This is a genomic window from Gemella parahaemolysans, from assembly GCF_053758945.1.
Window position 1 is genome coordinate 77,774 of record NZ_JBSMTP010000006.1, and the last position, 12,712, is coordinate 90,485.

11 protein-coding genes are annotated in these 12,712 nt (G+C 32.6%); 9 read left to right on the forward strand and 2 right to left on the reverse strand.

What is annotated here, in order from left to right; all coding sequences use genetic code 11:
• Nucleotides 1-15 precede the first annotated feature (15 nt).
• From prdA to ACWOBP_RS05345, 7 genes are all read left to right on the forward strand, one after another.
• Nucleotides 16-1,944, forward strand: coding sequence for a D-proline reductase (dithiol) proprotein PrdA (prdA, locus tag ACWOBP_RS05315; RefSeq protein ID WP_455337802.1), 1,929 nt, complete (start codon nt 16-18; stop codon nt 1,942-1,944).
• A gap of 26 nt (nt 1,945-1,970) precedes the next feature.
• Nucleotides 1,971-2,258, forward strand: coding sequence for a CBO2463/CBO2479 domain-containing protein (locus ACWOBP_RS05320; RefSeq protein ID WP_455337803.1), 288 nt, complete (start codon nt 1,971-1,973; stop codon nt 2,256-2,258).
• An 18-nt stretch (nt 2,259-2,276) separates the two neighbouring features.
• A complete protein-coding gene (gene prdB / locus ACWOBP_RS05325) occupies nt 2,277-3,002 on the forward strand; it encodes a D-proline reductase (dithiol) protein PrdB (RefSeq protein ID WP_455337804.1) in 726 nt (241 codons plus the stop codon).
• A gap of 114 nt (nt 3,003-3,116) precedes the next feature.
• Nucleotides 3,117-3,854 (forward strand): proline reductase cluster protein PrdD, encoded by a 738-nt coding sequence (gene prdD / locus ACWOBP_RS05330; protein ID WP_455337805.1) that lies wholly within the window; start codon nt 3,117-3,119, stop codon nt 3,852-3,854.
• A 14-nt stretch (nt 3,855-3,868) separates the two neighbouring features.
• Nucleotides 3,869-4,342: a glycine/sarcosine/betaine reductase component B subunit gene (locus ACWOBP_RS05335; RefSeq protein ID WP_455337806.1), complete on the forward strand. Its 474-nt coding sequence runs from the start codon at nt 3,869-3,871 to the stop codon at nt 4,340-4,342.
• 23 nt (nt 4,343-4,365) lie between these two features.
• On the forward strand, nt 4,366-5,385 hold the full coding sequence (locus ACWOBP_RS05340; protein ID WP_455337807.1) for a proline racemase family protein: 1,020 nt from the start codon (nt 4,366-4,368) through the stop codon (nt 5,383-5,385).
• A gap of 13 nt (nt 5,386-5,398) precedes the next feature.
• Nucleotides 5,399-6,280: a TSUP family transporter gene (locus ACWOBP_RS05345; protein WP_455337808.1), complete on the forward strand. Its 882-nt coding sequence runs from the start codon at nt 5,399-5,401 to the stop codon at nt 6,278-6,280.
• 46 nt (nt 6,281-6,326) lie between these two features.
• Here the strand turns inward: ACWOBP_RS05345 and rarD are convergent, their stop codons facing one another.
• Nucleotides 6,327-7,244 (reverse strand): EamA family transporter RarD, encoded by a 918-nt coding sequence (gene rarD / locus ACWOBP_RS05350; protein WP_455337809.1) that lies wholly within the window; start codon nt 7,242-7,244, stop codon nt 6,327-6,329.
• 593 nt (nt 7,245-7,837) lie between these two features.
• Between rarD and ACWOBP_RS05355 the strand changes: the two genes are divergently transcribed.
• The gene (locus ACWOBP_RS05355) at nt 7,838-9,208 is read left to right on the forward strand and encodes an APC family permease (RefSeq protein WP_455337810.1); all 1,371 of its coding nucleotides are present in this window, start codon (nt 7,838-7,840) and stop codon (nt 9,206-9,208) included.
• Nucleotides 9,209-9,256: 48 nt separating this feature from the next.
• Here ACWOBP_RS05355 and ACWOBP_RS05360 read toward each other — a convergent pair whose 3' ends face one another.
• Nucleotides 9,257-9,949 carry a GTP pyrophosphokinase gene (locus ACWOBP_RS05360; RefSeq protein ID WP_455337811.1) on the reverse strand — a complete coding sequence of 231 codons (693 nt, stop codon included), beginning with the start codon at nt 9,947-9,949 and terminating at the stop codon, nt 9,257-9,259.
• Between the two features lie 439 nt (nt 9,950-10,388).
• Here ACWOBP_RS05360 and nrdD point away from each other — a divergent pair, with 439 nt between their 5' ends.
• Entirely contained in the window at nt 10,389-12,539 is a 2,151-nt protein-coding gene (gene nrdD, locus ACWOBP_RS05365) for an anaerobic ribonucleoside-triphosphate reductase (RefSeq protein ID WP_455337838.1), read from the forward strand.
• The last annotated feature ends 173 nt before the right edge of the window (nt 12,540-12,712 follow it).

Genomic DNA, 12,712 nt, shown 5'->3' on the forward strand with positions numbered 1-12,712 from the left:
TGGAGGTTAGAAGTAATGTCAATTACAGTAGAAACTGCAAAAGAGCACTTAAATGATAAAGCGGTATTTTGTTGCAGAGCTGAGGAAGGGATCGTAATTGGTCCAGAAAACTTAGAAGATCCAGGATTATTCGATGATTTAGTAGATTCAGGATTACTATCATTCCCAGATGATGCATTAACAATCGGACAAGTATTAGGAGCCAAATTATTAAAAACAACAGACGCTCTAATACCTATTACACCAGGTATCATTGATGCCGTACAAGGTGGAGAAGAAAAAGCAGAAGAAAAACAAGAAGAAGTAGAAGAAGTGGCAGCTGAAGTTAGCGCTCCAGTTGCGTCTGTAGCCCCGGTTACGCCGGTAGCGCAGACACAAGCTCCAGCAGGAGTATTAAAACTACAAATCGGAAAAGGTGAAAATATTAATCTTGAAATTCCATTAGCAGCTATTGCAGGAGCAACTGCATCAGCAGCACAAGCACCTGTTCAAGCAGTGGAAGCTAAAGCAGTAGAAGCTAAAGTTGAAACAGTAGCAGCTAAAGTGGAAGAAAAACACGAAGGAGAACCTAAATTTATCCGTTCTCTACACACAAAACACTACAAAATTGAGAAAGTAGAATTTGGTGAAAAAACAGAAATTAAAGGTACTACTTTAGTTTTAAGAACACCAGAAGAATTATGTAAGGAAGCAGCTGAATCAGAAGCTTTAGTAGAAGACGTTAAATTAGAAATTATCACTCCTGATAAATATGACACTTATAGTGAAACAATCATGGACGTTCAACCTATCGCTGTTAAAGAAGAAGGAGAAATCGGACACGGAATTACTCGTGAACTTAAAGGTGTAGTAATGGTTCTTACAGGAACTGATGCTAACGGAGTTCAAATCGGTGAGTTCGGATCTTCTGAAGGTGAATTAGAACGTAATATTATGTGGGGACGTCCAGGAGCTCCAGATAAAGGTGAAATCTTCATTAAAGGTCAAGTTACAATTAAAGCAGGAGCTAACATGGAACGACCAGGACCATTAGCAGCTCACAAAGCATTCGACCACATTACAGAAGAAATTCGTAAAGCTCTTAAAGAATTAGACGATGAAAGTCTAGTAGTAGGAAACATCAACATTGAACAATATCGTCACCCAGGAAACAAAAAAGTATTAATCGTTAAAGAAATTATGGGACAAGGTGCGATGCACGATAACTTAATTTTACCAGTAGAACCAGTAGGGACACTTGGTGCTAAACCAAACGTTGACCTTGGTAACTTACCAGTAATGCTTGCTCCAACGGAAATCTTAGATGGTGGTATCCATGCATTAACATGTATTGGACCAGCTTCTAAAGAAACTTCTCGTCACTACTACCGTGAACCATTAGTACTTGAAGCTATGGCTGATGAAGAAATTGATTTAGTAGGGGTATTATTAGTTGGATCACCTCAAGCTAACTCAGAAAAATTCTATGTATCTAAACGTGTAGGTATGACTATCGAAGCTATGGATATCGATGGTGCTATCGTTACAACTGAAGGATTTGGTAACAACCACATCGACTTTGCTTCACATATCGAAGAAATCGGTAAACGTGGAGTATCAGTAGTTGGTATGACTTACTCTGCAGTGCAAGGTGCACTTGTAGTAGGTAACGAATACATGACAGCTATGGTTGATAACAACAAATCTAAACAAGGTATTGAAAACGAAATTCTTTCAAACAATACATTATGTAAAGAAGATGCTATCCGTGCTTTAGCAATGCTTAAAACACAAATGGGTGGCGGAATAATTAAAAAAGCTGAAAGAAAATGGAATCCTAACGTTAAATTAAATAACGTAGAAGTTATTGAAAAAACTACAGGACAAAAAGTAGAGTTACTTGATAATGAACAAGTATTACCAAAATCTAAAAAACGTCAAGAAATCTACGAAAAAGAAGATTAATTTTTAAAGAGGATAGGAAGTAAGTTATGATTGAAAAATTAAAATATGCATCTACAGAAAGAGTGTTCGAAGGGGTAATTGTTGATCATAACGATGCTAGCGTTACGATAGACATTAAAGGACGCCTAGGGCAATTTAAAATTCCTATGAGAATGTTAATTTCTGATTATCCAGTAAAAATCGGACAAGAAGTAGCATTTTTACTAAGTTATCCAGAAGTTATTAGCGAAGAACCTGACGAACATTATGTAAATGCAATAATAAATACAAGAAAATTACAAGAAGAAGTAAAAAACAGACTAAATGAAGAATAGTAGGAAGGAGAAATTAGAATGTCATTAACGATATTTGAAGGTCTACAATCAGAGATTTTTGTACCTATTACACCAAAACCAGTTTGGGCTCCAGTAACTAAAGAATTAAAAGATATGAAAGTAGCATTAGCTACAGCAGCAGGAGTTCACTTAAAAACAGATAAAAGATTTAACTTAGCAGGGGATACTACATTCCGTGAAATCCCAGATACTGCACATAGTACAGATCTTATGGTATCACACGGTGGATATGATAACGCAGATGCTAACAAAGATATCAACTGTATGTTCCCAATCGATAGACTACATGAACTTGCTAAAGAAGGTTTCATCGGAAGTGTAGCAGAATTCCACTACGGTTTCATGGGTGGTGGTGGAGACCAAGAGGCTTTCACAAACTCTACAGGACCAGAAATTGCTAAAAAATTAAAAGAAGAAAACGTTGATGCAGTTATTTTAACTGCTGGTTGAGGTACTTGTCATAGAACTGCCGTGATCGTGCAGAGAGCAATTGAGGAAGCAGGTATTCCAACAATCTTAATAGCAGCACTACCTCCAGTAGTGCGCCAAAACGGTACTCCAAGAGCCGTGGCACCACTTGTACCAATGGGTGCTAACGCAGGAGAACCAGGAAACGTTGAGCAACAAACACAAATTCTAAAAGCAACATTAGAGCAACTAGTTAAAATACCAAGTTCAGGTAAAATAGTTCCTCTTCCATTTGAGTACATTGCTCACGTGTAGGAGAAAGACTGAAGAGGGACGAAAAGTCCCTCTTCTTTTTTCAAAGAAAATCTGTACTAGTAAACAACTTACAACTGTATTATTGCAGATAATAAAAATCAAGGGATGATAGTTATGTCAAAAGAAAGATTGCAAATTAAAGCATTCCATATGAAAAATGTTGCTTTAGGAAGAAAAGTTAAAATTGAAAACAATGAGCTTATTATTCCGACTGAAATAGAATATGATAAAAATATTTTTGAAAGTGTAGAGGTAAAAATAATTAAACCTCGCGAACATAATTTTTATGTTAATACAATAATGGATATAGTACCAATATCTACGAAAGTCTTAGGAAGACTTGGTGAAGGTATAACACATACTTTAACAGGGGTATATATGTTGTTAACTGGAGCAAATACTGAAGGGAAACAAATGCATGAATTTGGATCATCTGAAGGTATTCTACAAGAACAATTAGTATTAAATAAAGCGGGTTCACCTGCAGATAGTGATTATTTAATACATATCGATGTTATTATTAAACCAGAAGTGGATTTCGATAGAGCTTTGGCCTTTTCTATATTTGAATTATCAGATGTATATTTACAAAATATACGCGAAGTAATGAAAGTTCTTAGTGGACGTGATGCAGATGAAGTTCATGAATTTTATAATACGAAAAATCCTGGAAAGCCTAAGGTAGCTTTAGTAAAAGAAGTTGCGGGACAAGGGATGATGTACGATAATCAACTGTTCCCGATAGAACCAAGTGGAATAGATAAGGGTATTTCTATTATTGATATGAATAATATGCCGGTGCTACTTACAGCAAATGAATATCGAGACGGTGCTATAAGAGCAATGGTATAGAAAGAGGTGTTATTATGGGGATTGGACCATCTACAAAAGAAACAAGTTTACACCATTTTAGAGACCCATTACTAGATACATTGGCAGAAGATCCTGATATTGATTTCCAAGGGGTAATTGTAGTAGGAACACCACAGGATAATCGTCTAAAACATTTAGTAGGATGGCGAACAGCAACATGGTTAGAAGCTATGAGAACAGATGGAGCTATAATTTCAGCTGATGGTTGGGGAAATAGTGATGTGGATTATGCTAATACTATGTTTGAAATAGGAGAACGTGGGATTTCTATCGTAGGTTTAAAATTTATGGGAAAACATAAATTTGTGGTAGAAAATCAATATACGAAGTTCGTTTTAGATTTTAACAAGTCTCAAGAAGGTGTAGAAACAGAAATAGTTTGTCAAAATAATATTGATTATACTGATGCTAGAAAAGCATTAGGATTATTAAAATTAAAAATGAGACAAGATGCAAATAATAAATAATATATTTTAAGGAGTGAATTATTATGAAACTAAATAAAATGATTTCAGTTATCGATACACATACAGCAGGGGAAGCTGCTCGTTTAGTTACTGCTGGGATTCCAAAAATTCCTGGTAAAGATATGGTTGAGAAAAAACAATACTTTATTGAGCATTTAGATGATGTAAGAAAATCAGTAATGTTTGAACCACGAGGACACCAAGATATGTTCGGAGCATTCTTATTACCTCCAACAAAAGAAGAAGCTGATTTTGGATTAGTATTCATGGATACTGGTGGTTACTTAAACATGTGTGGACACAATACTATCGCAGCAGTAACAGCAGCCGTAGAAACAGGTATGGTAGATGTTGAAGAAGGTGCTACAGAAAAAGAAGTGGTAGTAGAAACACCAGCTGGATTAATTTATGCAACGGCTAAATTAAAAGACAAAGGTGGAAAAGTTAAAGAAGTTTCATTCAAAAATGTTGAATCATTCTTATATAAACGTGATGTTGAACTTGATGTGGAAGGAGTAGGACATATTAAATTTGATATTTCATTTGGTGGAAGTTTCTTCTGTATTATTTCAGCAGATCAACTTGGTTTAGAAGTTAAACCTGAAAATGCTTCTAAGCTAAAAGAAGCTGGATTGAAAATTCGTGATGCTATTAATGCGAATATTGAAATTCAACATCCAACTTTAGAGCACATTAAAACTGTAGACTTAGTTGAAATTTATGATAAACCATCTCACCCAGAAGCTACTTTCAAAAATGTTGTAGTATTCGGAGATGGAAATATTGACCGTTCACCTTGTGGAACTGGAACATCAGCGAAATTAGCTACACTTTATGCAAAAGGTGAGTTGAAACTAGGTGAACCATTTGTATATGAAAGTATCTTAGGTACTTTATTCAAAGGAAGAATTGTAGAAGAACGTAAACTAGCTGGATATGATGCTATTATTCCAGAAATTACTGGATCTGGATATATTTTAGGATTTAGTAACTATGTTTATGATCCAGATGATTCATTAACGTATGGATTCTTATTAGGATAGGAGTGGAAAAAATATGAACTTAGTAACGATTTTATTAACATTACTAGGGCTGTCAGCACTATATTTTGTAGTGATGTGGGCGTTAGATATTATTAAGAATAAAGGTGAAGTAGGGGAAGATTCGAATCCTATAGTAGGGTTTGTAATTGGTTTTGTTACAGACTTTATGGATACATTAGGTATTGGTAGCTTTGCACCAACTACATTATTAGCGAAAGTAACAGGATTTATAAAAAACGATAGATTATTACCAGGAACATTGAATATTGGGCATACTATTCCAGTATTAATTGAGGCATTTCTATTTATTCAATCAGTAAAAGTTGATGCAGTTACTTTACTATCAATGATTATTTCAGCTGTTGTAGGTGCACTTATCGGTGGACGTATAGTAACTAAATTACCAGAGAAAAAAATTCAAATTGTTATGGGATTTGCGTTACTTATTACAGCAGGATTAATGTTTGCTAGTAAAATGGGATGGTTAGCGTTACTTGGAGCTAATAATACTGCACTACACTTAACTGGTATTGCACTTGTTGTAGGTGTTGTAGGTAACTTCATCTTTGGAGCATTAATGATGGCAGGTGTAGGACTATATGCACCATGTTTAGCTATGGTTTCATTATTAGGAATGGATCCAAAAGCAGCCTTCCCTATCATGATGGGATCTTGTGCGGCACTTATGGCTATTGGTTCTCCTAAGTTTATTAAAGAGGGATTATATCCAAGAAAAGGTACTATAGGATTAACTATAGGGGGAGTTATTGGGGTAATCGTTGGATACCAATTCATTACTTCTTTATCTTTAAATAGTTTATTATGGCTAATCATCGTAGTAGTAGTAATTACAGGACTAGATATGTTACGTAAAGGACTTAAAAAAGTAGCGTAGTAGATAATACAAAAACGAAGTTTGAATTTCAAACTTCGTTTTTGTATTATTTTTGATGGCTTTTATTAATCATATTTTGTTTTTTCATTGATATTATTGCTGAGTAACAAAATACGGCTACAGCTACCCAAATTATAGAGAATGATATTAATTTTTGTATACTTAGTTCTTCGTTGTATACAAAAATCCCTATGAAAAATTGCATTGTAGGTGGCAAATATTGAAGAATCCCTAAAATATAAAGAGGGATATCTGAGGCTCCTTTAGCGAATAACATTAAAGGGACAGCTGTGATAATACCAGATAAAAGTAAGTATATTAATGTAGTTGTTCCAAACTTATAAAATGTAAGTGAGTTATTTAATAGTAAGTAATACATATAAATCAGTGCAATAGGGGAAACAATTGCAGTTTCTATTAACAGACTTGCCTTTGGACTAAGTATGATTTTTTTCTTGCACAAACTATATAATCCAAATGTTAGTGCTAACATAATAGAAATCCAGGGTAATGAACCAAGTGAGATAAATAAATATAATAAAGATCCTCCTACACATAGGCATGCAATTGTCTGTACACGAGTTAATTTTTCTTTTAAAAATACTACAGCTAAAATAATTGTAACAATTGGATTTAAGTAATAACCAAAACTTGCTTCAAGCACATGGTCAGTATTTACCGCAATTATATATGTTAACCAATTTCCTGTTATTAAAAGCGATGCAAGTATAAGTAACAAGAATCCTTTTTTATCTTTCCAAAGATTTGAAATTTCAGAGAGAATAGCTTTTTTATTTTTTGCAATGGCTACTACTAAAACCATAAAGATAAAAGAGCATAATATGCGCATTGCTAAAACTTCATATGCGCCGATTTCTTTTAATAATTTAAAGTAAATAGGAAAGAGTCCCCATGAAAAATAGCATATTAATATAGCGATTAGACTTTTTTGAGTGTTATTCATAATATACCTCCTTATATAATGAATCATCATTTGTGGTAAATTAAGTATAACGAAAATATCTGTATTTTTCAATGAAAAATTTTCAAAATAATGAAAATACTAAATTTATTATATAGAGTAGGAAGACTATTTAAACAGAGAAGATTATTAGTATAAAAATGTGTAATTGGAATAATTTTCGAATGTTGATAAAATGTATAGTAGCAATTCAATTTAATTGGGTTTTATAAAAGTATAGCTCTATTTTTAAATGGTTAATCCTGTTTTAAGATATGATAAAAATGAAGGGAATATTTGAATAAATTAGTTTATGTAGTTATAATATAAATAATATTGTTGAACTATTATTTATACTTTTTTTACTTGAACGCCGGGAAATTAAGAAATATAGATTGTATTAAAGGCGATTTAGTGTAAAAGAATTTAGTATAAACTTTGATTTTATTGAAAATCTGTTAAGAAAATAAGAATTGAAAATTAGAGATTGAGATAGTAGTAATAATTGGGAAAAAATTTGAATACAGAAGAGAAAAAGGGTGTTTAGGGTTATCAAAGAAAAAATGATTGACATGAAAGGAGATTTATATTTATAAATGCAGATATTTAGAAAAAAAACATTAGTAAGAGTGCTTGGAGAAAGTGGGAAAAAGAGCTTAAGACCAACGCTTAGGACTCTTGATTTAATATTTCTCGGGATAGGTTCTGTTATTGGATCGGGTATATTGGTTTTAACAGGAGAAGTGGCATCAAAATCGGGCCCTTCGGTAATTTTTTCATTCTTAATAGCTGGATTAGCTTGTGGACTTACGGCCTTATGTTATGCAGAATTATCATCTATGATACCATCAAGTGGAAGTGTTTATACATATAGTTATATTACATTGGGTGAGGTTGTTGCTCATTGTATGGGATGGCTTTTAGCTGGAAGTTATATAATTGCAGGAGCCGCGATAGCTAATGGTTGGTCAAGTTATTTTAAATCTTTATTAGAAGGTTTTGGAATAATAATCCCTAAGGAGTTTACAACATTACCTAGCGAAGGTGGATATGGGAATATTTTAGCGATGGCTGTTGTTTTATTAATAATGATAGTCTTGTTTAAAGGGACGAATAGCAGTAAATTTGTCAATAATTTTATGGTTGCTATAAAAATTATAGTGATTTTACTATTTGTTTTTGTTGGTATGTTTTATATTACTCCGACTAATTGGACAGACAATTTTGCACCACAAGGAATATCAGGAATAATGATAGGTGCAACAACAGTGTTTTTTGCGTATTTAGGTTTCGATACAATTTCAACTTCAGCAGAAGAAACGATAAATCCACAAAAAGTGCTACCTAGAGCAATTATTATTACATTGTTTTTATGCACTGTATTTTACATAATTGTTTGTTTAGTTATTACTGGGATGGTTCCATTTACTCAGTTAGGAAAAGGAGACGCTTTAGCTTATGTATTAGGAGAAGTTGGTCAAGGGAAATTAGCAGGAGTGGTTTCTTTAGGAGCGGTAATTGGTCTTTTATCTGGACCTTTAGGGACAATGTTTGCTGCGGTTCGAGTTTTGTATACGATGAGTAGAGATGGGTTATTACCAAAACAATTATCAGTGATAAATAGAAGTGGTATCCCAGGATTAACAACAATTGGTGTTGGTATATTAATGTCTCTTTTAACTGGCTTCTTGCCATTAGGACAATTAGCTGATTTGGCTAACGTTTCATATATAATAGCATTTGCGTTGGTTAGTTACTCAACATTTGCTATTAGAAGAGATTACCCTAATGTTAAACGTGGGTTTGTAATGCCTGGTATGCCATATTTACCAATTTTATCAATATTATTATTTATTGTATTATTATATGGAATTCAATTATCTACATGGATAATATTTGGATGTTGGATTTTATTAGGTTTAATAATCTATTTTAGTTATTCAATGAATCATAGTATAGAAAAATAATAATAAAATAATCCTCTAGTATTAGTGATTTAATACTAGAGGATTATTTTATAGGAATTGTGAATCATCTTCTATGATTTCTTTAACTTTTTGCATTTGATTATCGAGTTTAGCACTTATCTCTGCACAGAGTTGTAGACGGCGTTCTATTTCTTTTTCTTTCTCTTCGCTCAGATTTTTTTTGTATCTAAGTTTATGTTCTAAGCTAGCCCAGAAATCCATAGCGATTGTTCTGAATTGTACCTCAACAGCCACATGTTCTACTTTGTCTGATAAAAAAATAGGTACTTTAACAATTAGGTGATAACTTCTATAACCATTGTCTTTGTGGTTTTTAATGTAGTCTTTTTCTGCGATTACTGTTAAATCATCTTGTTGTTTTAGAGCATCAACAAGTTTATAGACATCATTTTTAAATGAACATATAACGCGAACTCCAGCAACATCGTATATATTTTCTTTTATTGTGTCTATATCAAAAGGTAAATCTAAGCGTTTTAGTTTATTCATTAGACTAATAGGTGTTTTGAGTCTTGTGTTGACAGATTCGATGGGATTACTCTCACCATGAAGAGAAAATTCTTTGTCAAAGACATTAAGTTTTGTCTCGATTTCAAGCATAGCGCATTCATAATGCATAAATAATTCTACATAAGGTTCTAATTCATTAATTAATAGTGAATTATCATTTTCCATAGAAAATAATTGATCGGTTAGTTTTTCAATTTGTGTTTTTTTCATAGATATTTCTCTCTTTATTATTTACTTCAATTTTATCATAAATTAGTTTATTAAAATATAGTTTAAGTAACAAAATAATAATTTTTTTCATATATAGTGAACTTTTTTTATATCATTTTTGATTAGCTTAATATTAGGAAATAAAAGACTGTATTATAATTTTAAAAAATAAAATAGTAGTACAGAAGTATATGTCAATCTAATAAAACGTTGGTATTTCAATGTTCTTTTAAAATGAGTTTTAGAAACAGAAGAGCCAGAAAAATTCACAATTCATCTAAAAGGCTAGGTTATAAGGTTTTTAGATTTCCCGGAAATATTCATTGTAGACAGTGATATGATTTTAATATAAGATAGTATTATAATGTTTTTATTTGAGAAAAATAATAATGAAATGAGGGATAACATGCAAAAAGGAAATTTGTATTCTTACACAAAAATTAAAGTTGATAATCTAACAAAAAATTTATTAGTGATTAAGAGAGATGGACGTATAGTTAAATTTGATGCCGATAAAATCTATAAAGCGATAGAAAAAGCTATACATTCAGTATTTGGGAGAAATCACAGTGTAAATATTGCTGGAATTGTTGATAATGTTATTTTAGAGATTTCTAATAGATTTAAGGAAAATATTAAGATTTATGAACTTCAAAATATTGTAGAACATACATTACTTACCTTAGGGGAAGAAACGATTTACGAGGAATATGTTGGATATCGAAGTATGCGTGACATAGAGCGTGAGCGTAGTTTAGATATAAATGTAGCGATAGAGAAGTTAGTTAATCGAGATGAAAATGTTGTAAATGAAAATGCTAATAAAGACAGTTTAGTATTTAATACGCACCGTGATTTAACAAGTGGGATTGTGGCAAAAGCAATTGGGCTTAAGATGTTACCAAAACATGTAGCTAATGCGCATCAAAAGGGTGATATTCACTATCATGATCTAGATTATTCTCCTTACCAACCTTTAACAAACTGTTGTTTAATCGATTTTAAAGAGATGTTAACAAAAGGATTTAAAATTGGAAATGCAGATGTAGATAGCCCAAAAAGCATTCAAACTGCTACAGCACAAATGGCTCAGATTATTGCTAATGTAGCTTCAAGTCAATATGGTGGATGTAGTGCAGATAGAATAGATGAAGTGCTTGCACCATTCGCTAAGTTAAACTATGAGAAAAATTTAAAAATGGCACAAGAGTGGATTGATGATGAAGAAAAACAAAAGGCATTTGCTGATAAGAAAACTAAAAAAGATATTTTTGATGCGATGCAATCTTTAGAATATGAAATAAATACTTTATATTCATCTCAAGGGCAAACGCCATTTACATCTTTAGGATTTGGACTTGGTGAGGGTTACTTTGAAAGAGAAATACAAAAGGCGATTCTTAAGGTCAGAATTGAGGGACTGGGTAAAGAGAAAAGAACTGCTATTTTTCCTAAATTGATTTTTGTAATTAAAGATGGATTAAATCTTAAACCGACAGATCCAAACTACGAAGTGAAACAACTTGCATTGTCATGTGCAACCCAAAGAATGTATCCAGATGTATTGATGTATGATACTATTACAAAAATAACAGGTAGCTGTAAGACTCCGATGGGCTGTAGGTCATTCCTTCCTGCATGGAGAAATAAACAAGGTGAGTTAGTTGAGAGTGGGCGTATGAATCTTGGAGTAGTAACATTGAATCTTCCAAGGATAGCACTTGAATCAAAAGGGAATAAGGAAGAGTTTTGGGATATCTTTAAAGAGAGACTAGAAATTTGTAAAGACGCATTGGATTATAGAGCAAAACGCTGTGGTGAGGCGAAACCTCAGAATGCACCTATTCTTTATATGCATGGAGCTTTTGGGAAACGTCTTAAACCTGAAGATAAGGTAAAACAGCTTTTCGATAATAAACGCTCTACATTATCGTTAGGATATATTGGTTTATACGAAGTGGCAAGTGTCTTTTATGGAGGAGATTGGGAGAAAAATCCTGAGGCAAAAGAATTTACATTGGACATTATGCGTTATATGAAAGAATGCGTGGACAAGTGGACAGAAGAGGGAGATTATTGGTATAGCATTTACTCAACCCCTAGTGAATCTCTGACTGATAGATTTTGTCGTATGGATACTGAGAAGTTCGGTATTGTGGAAAATATAACAGATAAGGAATATTATACTAATTCTTATCACTACGATGTGAGAAAAAATCCAACTCCATTTGAAAAGTTAGATTTTGAAAAAGATTATCCATATTATGCTAGTGGAGGATTTATTCATTATTGTGAGTATCCGGTATTAAAACAAAATCCAAAAGCATTAGAAGCGGTTTGGGATTTTGCGTATGATAAGGTAGGGTATCTAGGGACAAATACACCGATTGATCGTTGTTATAAATGTGGGTATGAGGGTGAATTTGAACCTACTAAAAAAGGATTTAAATGTCCAGAATGTGGTAATAGAGATCCAAAAAGCTGTGATGTTGTGAAGAGAACATGTGGCTATTTAGGTAATCCTCAAGCTCGTCCGATGATCAAAGGACGACACAAAGAAATAGTAGCGAGGGTTAAACATTTAAAATAAAATAATTTTTAATAGAAGTGATCTTTTGAAATGAGTTCAATTGTCACTTCTATTATTCTTATATTATGAATATTAAAAAAATATAATGTAAAGAAATAAATAACCTTTAAATCCTTTACATTGTTTCATTTTTCTGATAAAATCAATACTGACAAGAAACTAGGAGGAATTCA